18 protein-coding genes are annotated in these 19,634 nt (G+C 38.6%); 9 read left to right on the top strand and 9 right to left on the bottom strand.

Going from position 1 to position 19,634, the window contains the following annotated elements; genetic code table 11:
• Positions 1-66: 66 nt before the first annotated feature.
• The 3 genes from FTV32_RS06185 (at position 67) to FTV32_RS06175 (ending at position 2,226) form a co-directional block, all read left to right on the top strand.
• The gene (locus tag FTV32_RS06185; protein ID WP_180028217.1) at positions 67-669 is read left to right on the top strand and encodes a YigZ family protein; all 603 of its coding nucleotides are present in this window, start codon (positions 67-69) and stop codon (positions 667-669) included.
• Positions 656-1,273, top strand: coding sequence for an acyltransferase (locus tag FTV32_RS06180; RefSeq protein WP_180028244.1), 618 nt, complete (start codon positions 656-658; stop codon positions 1,271-1,273). The genes FTV32_RS06185 and FTV32_RS06180 overlap by 14 nt, the downstream gene beginning before the upstream one ends.
• A 110-nt stretch (positions 1,274-1,383) precedes the next feature.
• Positions 1,384-2,226, top strand: coding sequence for a universal stress protein (locus FTV32_RS06175; RefSeq protein WP_180028216.1), 843 nt, complete (start codon positions 1,384-1,386; stop codon positions 2,224-2,226).
• Positions 2,227-2,505: 279 nt separating this feature from the next.
• Here FTV32_RS06175 and FTV32_RS06170 read toward each other — a convergent pair whose 3' ends face one another.
• The 4 genes from FTV32_RS06170 to mutS form a co-directional block, all read right to left on the bottom strand.
• A complete protein-coding gene (locus tag FTV32_RS06170) occupies positions 2,506-3,171 on the bottom strand; it encodes an O-methyltransferase (protein ID WP_180028215.1) in 666 nt (221 codons plus the stop codon).
• A 136-nt stretch (positions 3,172-3,307) separates the two neighbouring features.
• On the bottom strand, positions 3,308-4,027 hold the full coding sequence (locus tag FTV32_RS06165) for a D-Ala-D-Ala carboxypeptidase family metallohydrolase (protein ID WP_035266384.1): 720 nt from the start codon (positions 4,025-4,027) through the stop codon (positions 3,308-3,310).
• 131 nt (positions 4,028-4,158) lie between these two features.
• Positions 4,159-4,482 carry a ferredoxin FdxA gene (gene fdxA, locus FTV32_RS06160; RefSeq protein ID WP_035266386.1) on the bottom strand — a complete coding sequence of 108 codons (324 nt, stop codon included), beginning with the start codon at positions 4,480-4,482 and terminating at the stop codon, positions 4,159-4,161.
• 235 nt (positions 4,483-4,717) lie between these two features.
• Complete coding sequence (gene mutS, locus FTV32_RS06155) at positions 4,718-7,369, bottom strand: DNA mismatch repair protein MutS (RefSeq protein WP_180028214.1); 2,652 nt, start codon at positions 7,367-7,369, stop codon at positions 4,718-4,720.
• A 298-nt stretch (positions 7,370-7,667) separates the two neighbouring features.
• Between mutS and FTV32_RS06150 the strand changes: the two genes are divergently transcribed.
• Genes FTV32_RS06150 through FTV32_RS06130 form a run of 5 tightly spaced genes read left to right on the top strand, consistent with a single transcriptional unit; the run spans position 7,668 to position 12,528 of the window.
• On the top strand, positions 7,668-8,918 hold the full coding sequence (locus FTV32_RS06150) for a dienelactone hydrolase family protein (RefSeq protein WP_180028213.1): 1,251 nt from the start codon (positions 7,668-7,670) through the stop codon (positions 8,916-8,918).
• 21 nt (positions 8,919-8,939) lie between these two features.
• Entirely contained in the window at positions 8,940-9,725 is a 786-nt protein-coding gene (locus FTV32_RS06145) for an SDR family oxidoreductase (protein ID WP_180028212.1), read from the top strand.
• A 21-nt stretch (positions 9,726-9,746) separates the two neighbouring features.
• Complete coding sequence (locus FTV32_RS06140) at positions 9,747-10,985, top strand: styrene monooxygenase/indole monooxygenase family protein (RefSeq protein ID WP_180028211.1); 1,239 nt, start codon at positions 9,747-9,749, stop codon at positions 10,983-10,985.
• A gap of 19 nt (positions 10,986-11,004) precedes the next feature.
• Positions 11,005-11,529: a flavin reductase family protein gene (locus tag FTV32_RS06135; protein WP_180028210.1), complete on the top strand. Its 525-nt coding sequence runs from the start codon at positions 11,005-11,007 to the stop codon at positions 11,527-11,529.
• A gap of 54 nt (positions 11,530-11,583) precedes the next feature.
• Positions 11,584-12,528 carry a transporter gene (locus tag FTV32_RS06130; RefSeq protein ID WP_180028209.1) on the top strand — a complete coding sequence of 315 codons (945 nt, stop codon included), beginning with the start codon at positions 11,584-11,586 and terminating at the stop codon, positions 12,526-12,528.
• 48 nt (positions 12,529-12,576) lie between these two features.
• Here the strand turns inward: FTV32_RS06130 and FTV32_RS06125 are convergent, their stop codons facing one another.
• Positions 12,577-13,614: an AraC family transcriptional regulator gene (locus FTV32_RS06125; protein ID WP_092767742.1), complete on the bottom strand. Its 1,038-nt coding sequence runs from the start codon at positions 13,612-13,614 to the stop codon at positions 12,577-12,579.
• A gap of 459 nt (positions 13,615-14,073) precedes the next feature.
• On the opposite strand from FTV32_RS06125, the gene FTV32_RS06120 reads away from it, so the two are divergent.
• Complete coding sequence (locus FTV32_RS06120) at positions 14,074-15,054, top strand: AraC family transcriptional regulator (RefSeq protein ID WP_180028208.1); 981 nt, start codon at positions 14,074-14,076, stop codon at positions 15,052-15,054.
• A gap of 42 nt (positions 15,055-15,096) precedes the next feature.
• Here FTV32_RS06120 and FTV32_RS06115 read toward each other — a convergent pair whose 3' ends face one another.
• The 4 genes from FTV32_RS06115 to antA all read right to left on the bottom strand — a co-directional run bounded on the left by FTV32_RS06115 (position 15,097) and on the right by antA (position 19,515).
• Positions 15,097-16,440: an MFS transporter gene (locus FTV32_RS06115; RefSeq protein ID WP_092767747.1), complete on the bottom strand. Its 1,344-nt coding sequence runs from the start codon at positions 16,438-16,440 to the stop codon at positions 15,097-15,099.
• A gap of 98 nt (positions 16,441-16,538) precedes the next feature.
• Positions 16,539-17,573: an anthranilate 1,2-dioxygenase electron transfer component AntC gene (gene antC / locus FTV32_RS06110; protein WP_180028207.1), complete on the bottom strand. Its 1,035-nt coding sequence runs from the start codon at positions 17,571-17,573 to the stop codon at positions 16,539-16,541.
• Between the two features lie 11 nt (positions 17,574-17,584).
• On the bottom strand, positions 17,585-18,076 hold the full coding sequence (antB, locus tag FTV32_RS06105) for an anthranilate 1,2-dioxygenase small subunit (protein ID WP_035266119.1): 492 nt from the start codon (positions 18,074-18,076) through the stop codon (positions 17,585-17,587).
• A gap of 2 nt (positions 18,077-18,078) precedes the next feature.
• Positions 18,079-19,515, bottom strand: a complete 1,437-nt coding sequence (gene antA, locus FTV32_RS06100) for an anthranilate 1,2-dioxygenase large subunit (protein WP_035266117.1) — start codon at positions 19,513-19,515, stop codon at positions 18,079-18,081.
• Positions 19,516-19,634: the final 119 nt, after the last annotated feature.

Here is a 19,634-nt window from a genome sequence, read left to right as displayed (position 1 = left end):
TGATTGGGTTTTTTAATATGATTGAATCACGCATAATGTATTTGAGTTCAACCTTTGTAATTTACCATGCCATTTACTCTTGCTCAGACTTATATCTATGAAGAAGATATTAAGAAAAGCCGTTTTCAGGCGATCACCGGACCTGTGGAAAATGAACAGGATGTAAAAGAATTTTTAAACCAGTACTTTGATGCCTCGACGACCCATCAATGCTGGGCATGGAAAATTGGGCATCAAGTCCGTTTTAGTGATGATGGAGAACCTTCAGGAACAGCTGGAAGACCCATACTCGCAACGATTGAAGGGAATGAGTTGACTAATATTATTGTATTGGTGAACCGCTGGTATGGTGGTATCAAACTCGGAACTGGAGGCTTGGTACGAGCATACGGAGGTGTAGCAGGGCAATGCTTATTACAGGTCGAAAAAATTGAACTCATCGAAAAGAAATCTGTAAATTTTAAATGTCAATTTAATGAGTGGTCTATTTTTCAATATGAGTTAAATCAACAAAAAATTGAATATATTGAAGAATATGTTGACTCTGGAGTATTGATTACTGCGCGTATGCAAATTCATGAAATTGAGCCGTTTAAACTGAAAATCCAAGATGTGACTCGTGGACGTGAACAATTGAATATAGAGGATGTCGAACGTGACGGAACATGATCCTTTACTCAAGTACCGAGAACAGCATAAACATCGTTTGAATTACATGCCTTGGTTATATTGGTCACTCAAGGCAAAGCATCGTGAATGGGCAGAAGCTTGGCAAAAAGATTATCAAGCCTATTTAATGGATATGGAGACTGTTGAAATTGGAAAAAATTGTTTTATTTCTCCTTTAGCCCATATTTTTGCTGAGCGTGGTCGAAAGATTATTATTGGGGATAATACTTTTATTGCCGCGGATTGTACCTTGCATGGTCCTCTAGAAATTGGGTCTGAAGTCGCCATTAATCATCATTGTATTTTAGATGGTGGACGCGTTGGGATTAAGATTCATGACCAAGTACGGATCGCAGCTTATTGTCATCTTTATGCCTTTGATCATGGCATGAGTTTAGATCAACCTATTTACCAGCAAGCAGTACGCTCACAAGGCATTGAGATTCATCGTGATGTTTGGTTAGGGGCGCATGTGGGCATTAAAGATGGCGTGACCATACATGAACAGGTGATTGTAGGTATGAATAGTATGGTGACTCAAGATATTCAGGCAAGAGAAGTTGTTGCAGGGAATCCAGCTCAATTTATACGAATGCGTGAATAATTCGTAACGCGAAAGATTGAATTAAATTACATAAACCATGTTCATTTGCCCGAAAGCTATGATAGTTTAAAGAAAAGAACAATCAGACATCATGTCAAAGTGAGGCAATCATGAACCGTGTAATTGCGTGTATTGATTCATCCCCATGTATTCATGCCTTAGCTGAAGCAGCAGCCTGGATTGCGGATCGAACTAAACGTGAGTTAGTCCTTTTACAGGTTTTAGATTACTATCCTGCAAGTTATCATCTGGGTGAAATCAGTGGTGTGATTGGATTTGAAAGTAATGCGATGCTCTTAAAAGAGCTCGCGGAATTAGAACAAAAACAAAGTGAATTAGCCTTAGATTATAGTAATAATCTTCTTTCACATATTTCAGAAGTGATCGAAGAAAAATATGGTATTACGCCGATAAAAATTCAAGAAAAAGGCGATTTCCTCGAACAGAGTTTCAATGTTTTAAATGAAAATGACATTGCGATTATTGGTCGAGTAGGTGAGCGCTCTGCAGAAAAACACAAAAGCTTAGGGAGTAATGTAGAGAATTTTATTCGTGGTGCTCGTTGTACGGTTCTAACTGTTGGTGAAACCTTTAAGCCACCAACACGTTTTATTTTCGCCTATGAAGATTCTCAGACTTGTAAAGAGATGATGTATCGTGTTGCTAAAAGTGATTTATTAAGAACACTTCAGTGTCATTTGCTTTATGTGGGTGATCATCCTGAAATTCTTGATATCCCAGCTCAGTATTTACGTGAAGCTGGATTGGATGTGGTTGTTGAATACCGTTTTGGAGATGTCGCTGAGAATATTTTAGATTATCAGCAACAACATCAAATTCAATTAATTGTGCTAGGCGCTTATAGTCGCAGTAAAGTAAAACAATTTTTCTTGGGCAGTATTACGACCAATATATTTAGAAATTCAGTCGTTCCATTGTTGGTTGCGAAATGATCAGTCAGTTTTGATTAATTTTACTTGATAAATATTCGGTCAACTTTACTGGTAGAAGGTGGATAAATTTTTAGAACAGTAGGGTTTTATGGTTTGATTATTTTATAATCTTTTGATTAAAGCTTATGAAAATCAGGTGTTTGCCATAATATTTTATTTTTATCCACAGGAATACAAACAGGAATCGGGGATAACTTTTTCAGGGCTTTAGTGCAAGAAAAAGGAGTATTCAAATTGATGAATACTCCTTTAAGTGATACTAATGACTAGTATTAAGATTTATTTGACAATCGCCAGTGCAAAACCATCATGTCCTTTACTGCCGACGGTTTGTAAGGCTGTACTCGACAATAGTCTAGGATGATTCTGCATAAGGCGGTACATTTCACGAATACCTTCGATGCTTGGTTTGACATTTTTTTCATCCAAAATATCACCAGCGCGAATCACATTATCTAAAAAAATAATGGTACCTGAGCGTGAAAATTTAAGTGATAGTTCTAAATACTCTGGGTAACTTTGTTTATCAGCATCAATAAATATAAAGTCAAATGGCTCAAAATTTTCAGGTAAAGATTTGAGAATATCCGCAGCGCGACCAACTTTTAATTCAACCATTTGCTTTAATTTCGCATTGTCGATATTTTCTTGACCGAGTGCTGCATGTGTATCACGACCCTCGATCGTCAGAATATATCCATCCTCAGGAAGAGCTCTTGCTAGCCACATGGTGCTATAAGCCGCAAAGGTTCCAAGCTCTAACACACGCTTACACTGATTCATTTGAATCAACATTTGTAATAACATGCCTTGGTTAGCAGCAACTGCTAGATGGTCAGGAAAACCCTTATCAGCTGTATTTTGTAGAGTCTGAGTTAAAATTGGATCTTCTGGCATCAGATGAGATTCAATATAAGCATCAATATCTGACCATTGTTGTTGCATAACTGAGTACCTGTAGGGAGTTCAGTGCATTGTAATCGTTTCGAATGAATGTGCAAATTTCTGATGCTTTGATGCTGAAAAATCAGTCAAAAAAAAAGAGGTCAAAGACCTCTTAATTAAATGTGATCATCTAAAATTAGTAATGGCATAAAGATGTATTTCGAGTCAGATCGGGTCCCCAAGTTCGGTAACCTTGAGTATCAATATGTATTTGACCAGTCGCATACAAACCTAAGCCCATATTTAAGCTTTGACCATAATTTTGCCAAAATTGGCACAATTTAAATTTAGAATTTTCGATGAAGGCATAATCTTCAGCCTGAGGAAATTCAGGACCGATTCTGAAATCAATGGCTGAGTTATACAAGTGTCGAGACGAACCTGCGCCACCAGCACACTGATTTAATGGAAGGTCACGATATACAGATGTAACCTCAAAATCAGTTAAAATCCTTGCTGCAACGAGATATTTAAATACCTTCAGTGTCGGTAACTGATTCGACCATAACTCACGGTTCGGAACCATATATTCAGATTTACCACATTTTTGCCAAGCACGTGCTGATTTAAAGAGTTCAAAACTTGGGATAATATTGCCAACATTATTACGTTCTAAGTATTGTTCATATTCTCGTGCTTGAGCTTGGTTATTACCTTGCATCAGCCAAACACGATAAGAATTCGGCATGACTTTTGGTCGCGCTGGACGTTCATAGGTTATTTTTTCTTGTGGAATATATATGCGTTGACCATCATTGGTGACGATTGTTCGTCCTTTTTGAGGGGAGGACGTACATCCAATCAATATCAACGATATTGCACTGATTGAGCACAAGCCCTTCAAAATTAATTTCATTATAAATAAATTTTACTAAAGCAAATAAGTTTCTATTTTATGCTAATTGATTATCAAGAATGCGTATAAATTGCAAATAAATGTACCAATTGGGTATAAAAAAGATCAGCCGAAGCTGATCTCTCATTGGATTATTTTTCTAAATATTGCAATTTATTTGGTTTGCCATTCCATTCTTCACGGTCAGCTGGTTGATCACCAATCTGCGTAATGTTTGGCCATTTTTCTGCAAGTTCAGCATTGAGTTCGATAAAGACTTCTTGACCTTCAGGTAGTTCATCTTCCGAGAAAATGGCATTTGCAGGGCATTCAGGCTCACATAACGCGCAGTCAATACACTCATCTGGATTAATGACTAGAAAGTTTGGACCTTCATAGAAACAGTCAACTGGGCAAACTTCTACGCAGTCTTGATACTTACATTTAATACAATTTTCAGTGACAACAAAGGTCATGGCGTCAGCTACCTAAAAAATATGGTTCTAATAACGAATGCTGTATTTTAGGCAAATTGAACGAAACTAACAATTCCTTTTCTTGATATTTAATATAGGGGATGCTACTAAATCAATAATATTTATGATGAGATCGTACTAATTTGCAAATTCTCAGGCATTCTGCCTCTGATTTCAAAAATCGTGATTAAAAAAAGCCAGCAGATCGCTGGCTTATTGATTGAGTGTGCTTGAACTAAGATTTTTGGAGTAATTGTTTGAGTTGGTAGAGTTGGTCTAAAGCCTGTCTTGGACTTAAGTCATCTACAATAATTTCTGAAAGAAGTTGTTCAACTTGAGAAGGTTGATGAATTTCAACCACATTTTCAACTTCAATAATTTTTTCTACAGGTTCACTATTTGAAAATAAATCTTGAGAGAACAGATCTTTTTGCACAGGTTGAGTTTGCAGTTGGAGTTTCTCCAGTTTTTTAAGTTTAGCTTGAGCCTCTTTAATCACGTTTTGAGGAATACCTGTTAGTTTAGCGACCTGTAAACCATGACTCTGACTTGCAGGACCTTTTTGAACCTTATGCAATAAGATGAGATGACCATTCACTTCTTGCGCAGTGACATGATAATTATCAATACACGGATCCATGCCTAATTCTGTTAATTCAAAATAGTGCGTTGCAAAAAGACATAAACATTTAATGCGATGCGTCAAATCAAGAACACACGCCCAAGCTAATGACAAACCATCATAAGTGCTTGTGCCACGACCTACTTCGTCCATCAATACCAAAGATTGTTGAGTGGCATGATGTAAAATTTGAGAAGTTTCCGTCATTTCCACCATAAATGTAGATTTGCCAGAAGAAAGATCGTCTGCTGAACCGATACGCGTAAAGATCCGATCAATAGGTCCCAATTTTGCAGATTTCGCTGGAACGAAACTACCGCAATATGCCAATAGCGTAATTAACGCCGTCTGACGCATGAATGTAGATTTACCACCCATATTTGGGCCTGTGATAATCGACATACGATGCTGCACATCTAGATAAGTATCATTTGGGGTGTAAGGCGTTTTAATCAGTGATTCAACAACGGGATGGCGTCCTGCTTGAATGTGTATTCCAATTTCAGGGCTAAATTCCGGACGATTCCAATTATATAATCTTGATAGATGTGCGAAGTTTGTAAGAACATCCAGTTGAGCAATAGCGCTCGCCATCATTTGAAGATTGGCGATATCTTGACGTAATTCATCCAATAACATTTCAAACAAAAGTTTTTCACGAGCCAATGCACGTGATTCGCTTGAAAGCACTTTATCTTCGAAAGACTTCAATTCAGGGGTGATATAACGTTCAGCATTTTTTAATGTTTGACGACGAATATAATGGGCAGGAGCTTGTTCTGCTTGCGCTCTGGTTAATTCAATATAGTAGCCACTCACTCGGTTATAACCGATTTTTAGTGTGTTTATACCTGTTGTTTCTCTTTCTTTGATTTCTAAATCAATTAAAAATTGTCCTGCATGATCGCGTATTTGACGAAGTTCATCCAATTCATGATCAAAACCATTTGCAATGACATTACCATCTCTGAGTAGAACAGGTGGGTTTTCCACAATGGCTGACATGAGGCGATGATGTAAACCATTAAAGTCACCCAATTCCTCATTCAGTTGATTGATTAAAGCGGATTGCGGTGTTGAGGTCATTGGTGCTAATGCATGGCGTAAATACGGGATCTGAGCACATGCTTGACGTAGTTGCACTAAATCACGTGGTCGCGCACTTCCTAATGCCACACGGCTGAGTACGCGTTCGATATCACTGATTTCTTTTAATACCAGACGAATTGGAGCTTCATGATAGCCAGATAATATGGTTTGTATCGCATCTAGACGCTGATCCAACAACGCAGTATCACGAATCGGTTGCATTAACGTTCGACTAAGCAGTCGGCTACCCATAGCCGTTTGGCATTGGTTGGTTAAATCAAATAATGAAGTGCCATGCTCAAACAAAGGATCAATAATCTCTAGATTTCGTCGCGTCACAGGATCAAGTGCAATAAAGTCGGAGCTTTGTTCAAGTCGAATTGAACGAATATGTGGCAATGCCGTCTTTTGGGTATCTTTGGCATAATGAATTAAAGCTGCCGCAGCTGCTTTCGCCAACTCAAGATGTTCAATTCCAAAACCAGATAAAGTACTTACGGCGAATTGATCACATAAAGTTTTTTGCGCATTATTCAGATTGAAGTCTACGTTTGGGCGTTTTGTAACGGGACAATCAAGAATTTGCTTAATCTGTTCAACCACTTCTGGATGCTTGAAATCCTCATCAATCAAAAGTTCACTTGGCATAAGACGCGCAAGTTCCAGAGGAAGTTGTTCAGCTTGAAAACTTTGTTGTTGGACTTTAAAAATACCTGCACTGAGATCTAATAGGGCGATACCAATTTCATCAGATTTAATACAGATGGATACTAAATTTGAACTCTGATGGGCATTCAGCAATGCGTCGTCTGTCAATGTACCCGGTGTAATAATTCTGACTACACCACGTTCAACAGGTCCTTTACCAGTGACTTCCCCAAGTTGTTCACAAATAACAACGGTTTCACCTTTTTTAACTAAACGCGCTAAGTATCCTTCTGCTGCATGATACGGAACTCCAGCCATTGGTATCGGTTGTCCATTCGCTTTACCACGGTGGGTTAACGTAATCCCTAAAATTTTGGCGGCTTTATGCGCATCGTCAAAAAATAACTCGTAGAAATCACCCATACGATAGAACATTAACGAATGCGGGTGCTGTAATTTCACCGTCATATATTGCTGCATCATTGGCGTCAATGTTGAAAGATCGATATTGGATTGATCTAAAGTCATCTTTGAAAAAAACCTGTAGTTAAATTTTGAAACGAAGAAGTACCGCTCAAGCTTAGCATGAGAAAAAATGCGTAAATCGATTATAAGATCTATTTTTAGCAAAAGATAAATGAGTCGAACCAATATTATAACCAACGACTCAATTTCGTTCATTGAATAATTAAATTCGATATCCATTTATGCAAATTCTTTGTGTAAAGAATCAGCAGTCTCTGGATAGTCTTCGCATCTTTTGGACAGTTTGTTATCGCATTTCATTTCATGATCAGATCATATTCGATGTCTTAGGGAAGAAAAAATGACAGGTCAAACGATTGAGATCACTACCAAATCGGGGAATCGCTATTCAGGGTATTTGGCAGTCCCAGAAGCAAAGAAAGGTCCTGGGATTGTATTGTGTCATGAAATATTTGGTATCAATGCAGCGATGCGAGCAAAAGCTGACTTTCTCGCAGAGGAAGGCTATACCGTTTTAGTCCCTGATCTATTTTGGCGTACTGCACCAAACATTGATTTAGGTTATACACCTGAGGATTTTGAAAAAGCTTTTCAACTTTATCAGCAATATGATGAAGATCAGGGTGTAAATGATATTCGTGAAAGTTTAGATTTTTTAACGACTTTAGATGCGTGTGACACGACTACGGGTCAGTCAGTGGTTGGATATTGTCTTGGTGGAAAACTTGCATATTTGGCTGCATGCCGTATTGATAACTTAGCGTGTTCGGTTGCTTACTACGGTGTAGGCATTGAAAAAGCGCTCGATGAACTCTCGAATGTGAAGGGTAAGCTTGTGCTACACATGGCTGAACTTGATCAATTCTGTCCAGCTGAAGCGCGAAATCAAATTACTGAAGCATGCGCACAATTTAAACATATTCATGCTTATGTTTATGAAGGTGTTGATCACGCATTTGCACGACCGAACAGCGATCATTATCACAAACCATCGGCGCGATTTGCCCATGAACGTACCGTAACAGCATTACATGAAACGGTTGGCCCTCACTATGACTTAGTTGCATTGTGGGAAGAGCATATCAGACATGAGTTCGACACGCGCGATGTACCAGCAACCATGGCAACGATGGTCGCTCAACCATATGTGAATCACATTCCAACGTTGACAGGTGGTGTGGGATATAGCCAGTTAGCGCGATTCTATCGATATCATTTTGTACATCAAAACCCTCAAGATATGAAAATCACCTCAATTTCTAGAACTGTGGGATCTACTCAGGTTGTGGATGAATTCATCATGAGTTTCACTCACGACACTGAAATTGATTGGTTATTACCAGGTATAAAACCGACTGGAAAATATGTCGAAATTCCAATGTTGGGGGTCATTCAGTTTAGAGGTCCAAAACTTTGTCACGAACATATTTATTGGGATCAAGCTTCTGTACTTGTCCAAATCGGATTACTTAATCCAGAAGGATTGCCTGTTGCAGGTGTAGAAACAGCGAAAAAACTTTTAGATGAAGATATTCCTTCAAATGGCTTGATGCCAAGTTGGGAGTCGAGTGCTGGTAAGCCAATCGAATAATCAAAATATATGGGGCAAAAAATGGAATTAAATATTAAAGATAAAGTTGCCATTGTCAGTGGAGGATCAACGTTGATTGGACAGGCTGTGGTTCAAAGTCTCGTGAATTTAGGGGCTAAAGTTGCCATTTTAGACATTGATGACTACGGAAAAACCATAGCTGCGCAACATCCTTATGAAGTGATGTTTATACAAACTGATCTAACTTCAGACATCGCAATTCATGAAGCGGTGAACAGCATTAGAAATCATCTAGGTGAAGTCAGTTATTTAGTGAACTTGGCATGTACCTATCTTGATGATGGTTTCAAATCACCACGATCAGATTGGTTAAAAGCATTAGATATCAATTTGGTATCTATTGTTGAGCTAACGCGTGCCGTATATGAAGATTTGCAAAAAAATAAAGGGTCAGTGGTGAATTTCACCTCGATTTCAGCGCAATGTGCTCAAACGGGACGTTGGTTATATCCAGTTTCTAAAGCGGCAATTTTACAACTGACCAAAGCGATGGCAATGGATTTTGCGCTAGATGGTATCCGTGTCAACTCAGTTTCACCAGGTTGGACTTGGTCGAGAGTGATTTCTGAAGTGAGTGGACAAAATCGTGCGAAAGCTGATGCTGTAGCAAGTGATTATCATCTCTTGGGACGTTTGGGTAATCCGGCAGAAGTGGCAAATGTAGTGACATTCTTATTGTCGGATGCTGCAAGTTTTGTGACTGGCGCAGATTATGCGGTAGATGGTGGGTATTCAGTCATGGGGCCTGAAACGAATCAACCCGCAATACCACGTTTAGCAGAATAAATTAAATATTGGAGCATAAAGATGAGAAAAATTGCAATTGTTGGTGCAGGTCAGTCAGGACTTCAACTTGGATTAGGACTGCTGGATAAGGGATATGACATCACGATTTTATCGAATAAAACTCCTGATGAGATTCGTCAAGGTAAAGTCATGTCTAGTCAATGTATGTTCCATACTGCGTTACAGACTGAGCGTGATTTAGGACTAAATTTTTGGGAAGAGCATTGTCCATCGGTAGAAGGTATTAGTTTTGCTTTGGTTGATCCAGCAAGTGGTGAAAGAGCATTTAAATGGAGTGCGCGATTAGAGCGTTATGCTCAATCTGTTGATCAACGTGTCAAGATGCCTTATTGGCTTGAAGAGTTTCAGCGCCGTGGAGGCAAGTTTGTACTCCAAGACGTTGGTCTAAACGAATTAGAACATTTGGCTGACGAGTATGAATTAGTGCTCTTGGCTGCGGGTAAAGGTGAAGTGGTTAAAGAGTTTGTACGTGACGCAGAACGAAGTACTTTTGACAAACCTCAGCGTGCATTGGCTTTGACTTATGTGAATGGAATGAAGCCAATTTCGCCATACTCGAGAGTGAGCTTTAATATTATTCCTGGGGTGGGTGAGTATTTTTGTTTTCCTGCGCTTACAGTAAATGGTCCATGTGACATTATGGTTTTTGAAGGGATTCCTAATGGTCCTATGGATTGCTGGGCTGAAGTTAAAACACCAGAAGAACATTTAAATAAAAGCTTAGAAATTCTGAAACAACATTTGCCGTGGGAATATGAGCGTTGTAAAGACGTAACGCTGACAGATAATGGCGGATATTTAGCAGGACGTTTCCCACCAACGGTACGTAAACCTGTCATGACATTGGCTTCTGGTAAAAAAATATTTGGTATGGCAGATGCATTGGTGGTGAATGATCCAATCACAGGTCAAGGATCAAATAATGCAGCTAAGTGTAGCAAGGTTTATTTCGATGCGATCTTAGCACACGGTAATCAAGCGTTTACTGAAGATTGGATGGAGTCAACGTTTGAGAAATATTGGTCATATGCTGAAAAAGTCGTGAGCTGGACAAATAGTTTATTGGTTCCACCTCGACCTCATGTTGTTGAGCTACTAGGTGCAGCCTCTCAAAATCACAATTTAGCTTCTCAGATCGTTAATAATTTTGATGATCCACGTAACTTTTCACCGTGGTGGTTTGACGAAAACGCAGCGAAAGAATTATTAGAAACAGATCAAGTTTCTCAAGTGGCTTGATGGAACTGAGGTGTTAAAAATGGATGTATTAGATAAAATTAATCTGCAAGAGATTGACATCAGTAATCCTCGCGAGATTCGTAATCTTCTTGGTCAGTTTGCCACAGGTGTTACCGTAATCACCACACGTGGAACGGATGGACGAAAAGTGGGTATGACAGCCAATTCATTTTCTTCGTTGTCATTAGATCCACCGCTTGTGTTGTGGAGCTTGTCGAAAACAGCACCAAGTTTGCCCGATTTTGTTGCAGCTGAGCACTTTGCAGTTCATATGTTAACGAAGGAGCAGCATCAGCTTTCTACCCATTTTGCCCGTGGTGCACAAGATAAGTTTGCCACAGTTGATCATGGTGAATGTGATACAGGTGTTCCATTACTGAACGAAGCACTTGCTACACTTGTCTGTAAAAATGTACAGCAATACGAAGGTGGCGATCACTTGATTTTTATCGGTGAAATTCAAAAATATCAACAAACTGCTGGTGAGCCCTTAGTGTTTCATGCTGGTCGTTACCAAATTGCAGCGAGCCATCCAGACCTTTAATCATTGCTTTAAAAACCACGATGAACAATCGTGGTTTTTTTATGGGAAATACACATGAAAAATAAAATTATATTAAGTACTTTAACCTTGTTTACTACAGCAAATTCATCACATGTTTTTGCTTATGATTTACCGACTGTGAATTTGGGTATGACCAGCTTTCTAGATGGTGGACTACCAGCTGGACCTGGTTGGTATTCGCAAACGTATTTTCAACATTATGACAGTGATAAGTTGAGAGATACGAATGGACAAAAGCTTCCGCTGCCCAAAACAGATTTAAATTATCAAGTGATTGTCGAGCAATTAAGTTACATGTCGACCTATAAACCGACTGCTCATTCAAGTCTAGGTCTGAATTTACTTATCCCTTATTTAAGTAAAATAAGTGTTGACGATGGTTTAAATAATCAAGCCTTAAAAGCTAAAAGTGGATTTGGAGATTTGATGATTGGTCCATTTCTCCAGTTTGATCCAGTCATGGGTGAACAGGGACCAAAATTTGTCCATCGAATTGAATTACAGCTAAATCTGCCGACAGGGGAATATCAGCAAAACCGTGATATTAATCCGGGTAATAATGCATTATCCTTCAATCCATATTGGGCTGCAACGTATTGGTTCAATCCGAAATGGACAGCTTCAACACGCGCTCATTATTTGTATAATTTTAAAAATGATGATCCAACTTATGGTTTTGGTGCTGCTGATGAAATCCAAGCGGGGCAAGCAGTACACATTAACCTAGCATCTGAATATGCTGTACATGATCAGATTCGATTGGGTTTAAGTGGGTACTATTTAAAACAGCTTACCGATACTAAAGTCGATGGTGTAAAAGTCGATGGTCGCAAAGAAAGTGTGTGGGCAGTTGGACCTGGACTTATGTATAGTCACTCGCCAAAAAATCATGTCATCGCAAATGCATATTTTGAGCATGATGCAAAAAATAGAACTGAAGGCGATCGATTCCAAATTCGATACATTCATCATTTCTAATCAAAAAAGCCTGTGATTTCACAGGCTTTTTTATTGACAGACATAAAATTAAGAGAAGAGTGAATTTTGTGTAATCTTACGCGTTGATGATGGTAGCTCGCCATAACGACGTTTGTACTCTTGTGAAAAACGACCTAAATGAGTAAAGCCCCACTTAAATGCAACATCAGTGACCGTGGCATGTTCATTATTCATCAGTTCAAGATGAGCTTGTTCAAAGCGAAGCTCACGTAAATATGCCATAGGGGTAATGCCAAAATGGTTTTTGAATCCTGCAAAGAGTGTTCGTGCACTTACACCTGATTGTTCCGCCAAGACTTCTATGTTGAGTGGTTCATGTAAGTGGTGGTGAATGTATGCTTCAGCACGTTTGATAAAGTAGGGCGCTAATTTTTTCTCATGATGAGAATTTGCTTTAAAAAAAGCATTATTTGGTTGTCCATAAATAAGCGCATTAAATAGATTTGATTCAAACTGCTTAAATGCAAGTGGGTGGTGGAGAGGATGATGCTCACATTTAAGTGCATCCATCATGGTTCTCAAAAGTTGCAGAAAATAACCACCAGATTGAGTGGTAAAATCAAGTCGAGGATTAAAAATTACATTTTTTTGTTCAGATTTCACGATATGTTGCTGACAATGATGTGCAAAATCATCTTTTGAAATTTTGAGAATGAGTTGAGGGGAGTGAGCACGCCAGCGCATTCTGAGTGATTGGTCAGGTGAGATAATTGACGCTACTTCTGAGTATGAAATAAATTTATCTTGACCAAATTCAATTTCAGCATAGCCTCGAGTAGGAATCTGAATAAGATAAAACTTTTCAAGTTGATCTGGTTCGATCAATACATCTGCACCATATTCCAAGCGGCTGATAGAAAGAGCCCCAGTTTGAACATGATGCATGCTTGCACTAAAATTTTTAGCTGATTTTAACACTTTTAGAGCATGAGGCTTAAAAATTTGCCCTACATTTTTACAAGTTTCGCTCAAATCTGCTTGATTGAAGACCAAGTTTTGACTGTTGAAAATTGATTCATTACTAAAATTTTGCCCAGTTAGCTGAGAGGAATGAAGCTGGTTCATTGTGAATCCTTTTGGCTCATTAGTAGTCCGTACCATGACAGTAGTGTTAAATTGGTATCATGGAATGAGATTTACGATATAAATAAATGAAGCAATATTCAGACCAGAAATAATAATTTTAAAATTTAATAGCTATAGTGGTAATTGAAAAAAATTACATTTATTTATATCAGCCCTATCCTTAGGACGTTATTTAAAAATCTATCTCTATAATCGCTGAATGTCAAATAAAACCGAATTTTTTATCATTGTGATTTTAATATAAATTAATGAAAAATAATAAAAAATTAAAATACCTATTAAGTAATATAAGATACCAAATTAGTATTTTTTAATTTACTAATCTGTGTTCAAAAATATATTTAAATATTTAGTCGAAGCGAAGAGACTTTATTTCGACATTATTATTAAAATTGTTTTATAGTATTTATCATGATTCAAAATAGCTAGGTGAACAGGATGATCACACTCAGCCAACATAAGGATCTTAGTCACGCATCGCGTGAATTGAACGTTGCTCAACGATTAATGAGCCTTATTTGTGGTTCACATCAATTAGAAACTGCTCGTAAAGATCAGCTTGATTTTCATTATTCAGGTATACGCTTGCCGAGTAAAAAAATGGCAATTGGCTGTATCAGTTATGGCACAGATGTGTCTATTCAAATTCAGCAGCTAGGTGCATACAGTATCAGTTTGCCTATTCATGGACAGCAAACATTGCGTATGAATGGAGAAACTCATTTATCACACAGTAATAATGGAATCATTGTTTCTAGTCAGGATCAGCAAGAACTCATCATTCACCGTAATTGTAAAAAATTTCAAGTGGTGATTCCTGAAGAAAGTGTCAAATCTGTACTTTCCAATTTGCTTTCTAAACCTGTTAAAGAGCGGGTGATTTTTGAGCCAGATATGCCATTTAGTGAAGATAACTTCCTAAGATTGTGGTGGAATAATATTCAACAATGTTTATCGCTCAGGCAAGATTATTCTCGTTTTGATGGTTTAAATCTGCTTTCTCAAGATTATGAAAGTTTTTTGATTAAGGCTTTGCTTTTAACCCAGCACAATAATTATTCCAATGAATTAAGATCGCTCCAAGAGTATCAGCTTCCGAAGCCAGTCATGGTGGTCAGAGAGTTTATCCATCGTTTTGCTGATCAAGAGTTGGATGCATCAGATTTAGTCATGATATCGGGGACTTCAAAATCGACTTTATACCGTGAGTTTCAACAAGCGCTGCATATGAGTCCTATGGATTATTTAAAAAACTATAGACTTGAACAGATTCATCATGCTTTGCTGCAGAACAATGCAAATATTTCCATTTCAAGATTGGCTTATGACTGGGGATTCAGACATTTAGGACGATTTTCTCAAGAATACAAAGCCAAATATGGGGTTCTCCCGAGTGAAACTCTTAAAATTATGTTTTAAAAAAAGCCCCTTTATTGGGGCTTTTTAATGACTGAGTTGAGATTACTGCGTTACCTCTGCAGTTGCAGTATTGGCTGATTCAGGTTGTTTTAGTCCTTTTAATGCGAGCGCAATAAACGAAATAAATGTCGGAATTGCTAGGACATAGAAAATACCTGCAAGAGATAATTCAAAAGTAAAAATCAGTGATCCGTAGAACGCACCTAAGATCGCACCGATACGACCAATACCATGCATCCATGAAACACCTACACCGCGGCACACTGAAGGGTAGAACAGTGCTGTTAATGGAAGTAGTGATGATTGAGCACCCACTAATAATGCGCCAATTAAGAAAATTGCAATACCGAGTAAAACAATACTTTGGCTTACGAATGCTGCAACGAAGAACAATACAAATGCTGCGAGATAAGAATATTTAATCACAGTATTTGGATTAACTTTATCCATATACCACCCCATAAAGCATGCACCTATTACACCGCCGAATGGGAAAATCGCTGCAATTAAACTAAACTGTTCTGTTGTGAATCCAGCGGTTTTAAGAATAGTCGGCATCCAGCTGGTTAACAGATAAAATACCATTAGGCTGGTAAAGCAACACAGCCAAAGCATTGCTGAACCCCAAAAGTATTTGCTAAACAAAATTTTAACAGGGCTTTGTTTAGGATCTAATACTTCTGCTTCAGGTAGAACAAATACAGTACTTTGATCAAATGTTTGACCGTGAATCTTCTCAAGAATTGGTTTTGCTTTTTCTTGACGATTTTGTTTGATGAGGTATTGAGGTGATTCAGGTAACTTGGTAATCAAAAATACCAATACAATCAGTGGGATTACACCGCCGATAATAATGACATTTGCCCACCCTTGATTCTCTAATAAGAACGCAGATAAGACACCGCCACTTGAGATCCCTAACATAAATCCGCAACCTGCTAATCCGGTCAGGAATGCTTTACGTTTTAGAGGCATGTATTCGGATACCATTGTGCTGATATTCGGCATAGCCGCACCAAGTCCGACCCCTGTAATAAAACGATAGATCATAAGTTCTTGGGTGTTAGAAGCAAATCCACACATGATGGTGAAAATTGAAAACAACAAAGTCGTCATTACGATGACACCCTTGCGTCCAAATTTATCTGATAATGGTCCTGAGATAATAGCGCCGATCGACATGCCTACTAAGGCCGCACTGAGCACAGGTGCTAGATCTGGTTTTGAAATCCCCCAATCATCTAACAATGCTGGTGCAATAAAGCCTAAGATGCCAGTGTCTAATCCATCACAGAAAAAAACCAGAAACCCCAGAAAGAAAACTGTCCATTGTAAAGGGGACATTTTTTCCCGATCAATAACGTCATTTACAATTATTTTTTGCATTTAAAATTTCCATATATTCAAACGTTAGAACAAAAAAGGACTATCGTTTGCAAAGAATATTAACGATAGTCCTTAGTGATTGTCATCAGCTCATTTAATTATCTTGAGCTATGACTTTGAATAAACTTCTCACTGTAAACACGTCCGTTGTCTATCTGGTGATCAGCTAACCAATTTTTGACAGCATCGATCATTGGTGGCGGACCACACAAATACATATCGAATGCTGATTCGCTTAATTGCGATTGATCTAAATGTTCGTGGATAAATCCTTTTTTTCCAGTCCAATCATTAGAAGGTTGTCCGATTACGGGATGATACTCAAAGTGTGGAATCTTAGCTGAGTATGCTTTTAACCTTTCTTGTTCACACAAATCTTGCTCTTTGTTTACACCATAATACAGATGTACTGGTGGAATTTGAGGTTGTTTCACAATTTGATCTAGCATTCCTAAAAATGCTGACAATCCAGTACCTCCTGCGACAAAGACCAACGGCTTTTCTTTTTCCACTTCGCGAAGATAAAAACTACCTAGAGGGGCTTCGAGTAAAATGGTATCGCCAACTTTTGCCCGATCTCGCAAATAATCACTCATGAGACCTTGCGGCAGTAAGCGAATTAAAAACTGTAATTGATTACCTTCATTCGGTAGATTGGCGAAAGAATATGAACGCCAATCATTTGCACCAGGAATTTTTAATCGAGCATATTGACCCGGTAAATAATCAATTTTCTGCGTATGTTGACTGGCATCTACATGAATGATTGCCGTAGTTTCAGAGACTAATTCTACGTGAGTCACTTTGGTTTCGAGTTGAAGTGTTTCACCAGCATTACAGAAACTTGAGTCATGATCGAAATAGAATGCAGCATTCGATTGCACTCGTGTTTGACAAGCTAAAATTTTACGCTCTGCCAGATCACGTTCGGTTAATGCTTCTTCATCGACATAATCTTGAGTGTAATTGCCACTTTCACATTGCCCTTGACAGGTTGCGCAAACGCCTTCACGGCAGTCTAAAGGCAATGTGATACCTTGACGGAACGCAGCATCAAGTAAAAGCTCATCATTATTCACAGAGATAAAGAACGTTTTACCATCTGCAAAGTTGAGTGCAACAGAATGACTCATTCTTTTACTCCTTAAACGTGATAGAAGTCGAGCACAGAATCAATTTTGTCATTCAACAAAATGGTGTGCTGTTTACGAATGCGGAAAGTGTCTTCATGTTGACGAAGGATATAAGTGACATGACCGTAAAAATAGCCTTCTAAACCTTGGCGGTTATAGAATGTCGACCAACCCGCTTTAACTTCTAATAATCCGTCTTCAAGTGTTTTTACACGGATGTTGTGAATCGCATGCATGAGACGCGGAAGGGGTGTAGCTGATGCAGCTTTACCAGTTCCTATACGGAATACGCGATCTTCAAGGCCAGCACGGTTTTCATAATAGATATATGAAAGCCCTTGGTTTGGATCAGTGACGTATTCATGGTCACTAATCCATTGTGGAATGTGGTATTCGCTGTCTTCGTCATAGAGTTCTAGATATGCGTCCCATTCATAGTTGTCACAAAGCGCAGATTTTTCATATAAAAATTGAGAAACTTGATGTACAAGAGCTTGTGTCATGATTAAGCCTCCTCAGTTGTCGCTTGTGATGCAGGGCATTCGTGTGGTTCAGAAGTATCTTCAGTGAGTTTAAGTGCTTTATTTTTTAAGCCTTTTAACATGAGATCGCGCCAAACTTGGTGTTGATTGACATATAAACCTTCTTGAGTGATTTCAGTACCCGTGATGACTGGTTTGATCCCTAATGTTTGAGCATTCGGGCTGTCGCCATAATTCCACTTGTGATAACCGCGCGAAATGTCACTCCAGCGTTCTAAACGAGCTTGGAAACCACGCTGTTGTTCACGGAATTCGACTAAATCGTCAGGTGTGCCTAAGCCCGATACGTTGAAGAAATCTTCGAATTGACGAATACGGTTACGACGTGCTTCAGCCGACTCACCTTTAACACCAATACACTGGCTAATGACTTCAGTTTTATTCCACGCAACTGGACGAATAATACGAAGTTGCGAACTGATTTGATCCATAAAGAAAAGGCTTGGGTATAAGTTCAAGTTTCTGAGACGATGCATTGCCCATTCAGCACGTTTTTGACCATATTTTTCAACCAGATATGGCATCACAGTTGCGTAACCAGGACGTACAGTTGGGTTAGGCATGTCACTAAACAAAACGTTATGACCATTTTTAAATGAGAACCAACCATCATCAGTTGTGTCATCACCAGCACCTAATTTACTGTAATCAAGTGTGTCCTTTGGTCCTGTCCCTTTTTGTGCATTCAGTTGCTGACGATATTGAACTGTAGAGACATAGTTATAGTGAACAGTACTTACGTGGTAGCCATCTACACCATTTTCATTTTGTAGCTTCCAGTTTCCAGCAAAGGTATATGCTGATTTACCCGGTAAAACTTCTAATTCACCTGTAGGTGATTGTTCAACCATAAGATCAAGGAAAACACGTGTATCACCTAAATAATCTTCTAAGGTGTCTGTAGCTGTTGTATCTAAACTAACGAAGACAAATCCTTTATAACTTGCAATACGTGCTTTTTTTAGACCTCGTGATGATTTATCAAAGTCATCACAATACTCACCAGGAGCTTTAACTTTTACGAGGCGACCATCCGATTTGTAACACCAAGCATGGAACGGGCAGGTAAATGTGGATTGATTACCTTTAGCAACTCGGGTCAATGTAGCACCACGGTGCTCGCAGGCATTGACCATTGCATTTAAATTACCTTGACCATCACGGTTAATGATGAGCGGTTGGCGACCAATTTGAACAGTGACAAAGTCATTTGGTTTTGGAATTTCACTTTCATGACACGCGTAGATCCACACCTTTTCAAAGATCATTTCCATTTCTAGATCAAAAAGTTCTGGTTCAGTAAACATGTCACGTGCGATACGATAGACGCCATCCTCTGGTCGAAAATCGATACATCCTTCAATAAAATCATGCCATTCGATGCTGCTACGAGATCCCATGGTCTAACTCCTTATATCACTTGATTTCATTTATCTTTGAATCTATTGAACAGTGATTAACGGAGTCAGGCTATCCAGTTTGTTCTAATCGTTATCCATTTTTTCTCAAATATTTTATG

The sequence above is a fragment of the Acinetobacter sp. YH16032 genome (genome assembly GCF_013417345.1).
Lineage (GTDB): Bacteria > Pseudomonadota > Gammaproteobacteria > Pseudomonadales > Moraxellaceae > Acinetobacter.
The sequence above is the reverse complement of the archived record's forward strand: the minus strand, read 5'-3'. Positions and strand labels throughout refer to the sequence as shown.

Excerpts from the sequence above, each read along its gene's own strand:
- FTV32_RS06135 (WP_180028210.1), top strand. The coding sequence starts at position 11,005 with ATGGATGTATTAGATAAAATTAATCTGCAAGAGATTGACATCAGTAAT.
- FTV32_RS06150 (WP_180028213.1), top strand. The coding sequence starts at position 7,668 with ATGACAGGTCAAACGATTGAGATCACTACCAAATCGGGGAATCGCTAT.
- FTV32_RS06145 (WP_180028212.1), top strand. The coding sequence starts at position 8,940 with ATGGAATTAAATATTAAAGATAAAGTTGCCATTGTCAGTGGAGGATCA.
- antB (WP_035266119.1), bottom strand. The coding sequence starts at position 18,076 with ATGACACAAGCTCTTGTACATCAAGTTTCTCAATTTTTATATGAAAAA.
- fdxA (WP_035266386.1), bottom strand. The coding sequence starts at position 4,482 with ATGACCTTTGTTGTCACTGAAAATTGTATTAAATGTAAGTATCAAGAC.
- FTV32_RS06185 (WP_180028217.1), top strand. The coding sequence starts at position 67 with ATGCCATTTACTCTTGCTCAGACTTATATCTATGAAGAAGATATTAAG.
- antA (WP_035266117.1), bottom strand. The coding sequence starts at position 19,515 with ATGGGATCTCGTAGCAGCATCGAATGGCATGATTTTATTGAAGGATGT.
- FTV32_RS06165 (WP_035266384.1), bottom strand. The coding sequence starts at position 4,027 with ATGAAATTAATTTTGAAGGGCTTGTGCTCAATCAGTGCAATATCGTTG.
- FTV32_RS06130 (WP_180028209.1), top strand. The coding sequence starts at position 11,584 with ATGAAAAATAAAATTATATTAAGTACTTTAACCTTGTTTACTACAGCA.
- FTV32_RS06115 (WP_092767747.1), bottom strand. The coding sequence starts at position 16,440 with ATGCAAAAAATAATTGTAAATGACGTTATTGATCGGGAAAAAATGTCC.
- FTV32_RS06140 (WP_180028211.1), top strand. The coding sequence starts at position 9,747 with ATGAGAAAAATTGCAATTGTTGGTGCAGGTCAGTCAGGACTTCAACTT.
- antC (WP_180028207.1), bottom strand. The coding sequence starts at position 17,573 with ATGAGTCATTCTGTTGCACTCAACTTTGCAGATGGTAAAACGTTCTTT.
- FTV32_RS06170 (WP_180028215.1), bottom strand. The coding sequence starts at position 3,171 with ATGCAACAACAATGGTCAGATATTGATGCTTATATTGAATCTCATCTG.
- mutS (WP_180028214.1), bottom strand. The coding sequence starts at position 7,369 with ATGACTTTAGATCAATCCAATATCGATCTTTCAACATTGACGCCAATG.
- FTV32_RS06120 (WP_180028208.1), top strand. The coding sequence starts at position 14,074 with ATGATCACACTCAGCCAACATAAGGATCTTAGTCACGCATCGCGTGAA.
- FTV32_RS06175 (WP_180028216.1), top strand. The coding sequence starts at position 1,384 with ATGAACCGTGTAATTGCGTGTATTGATTCATCCCCATGTATTCATGCC.
- FTV32_RS06125 (WP_092767742.1), bottom strand. The coding sequence starts at position 13,614 with ATGAACCAGCTTCATTCCTCTCAGCTAACTGGGCAAAATTTTAGTAAT.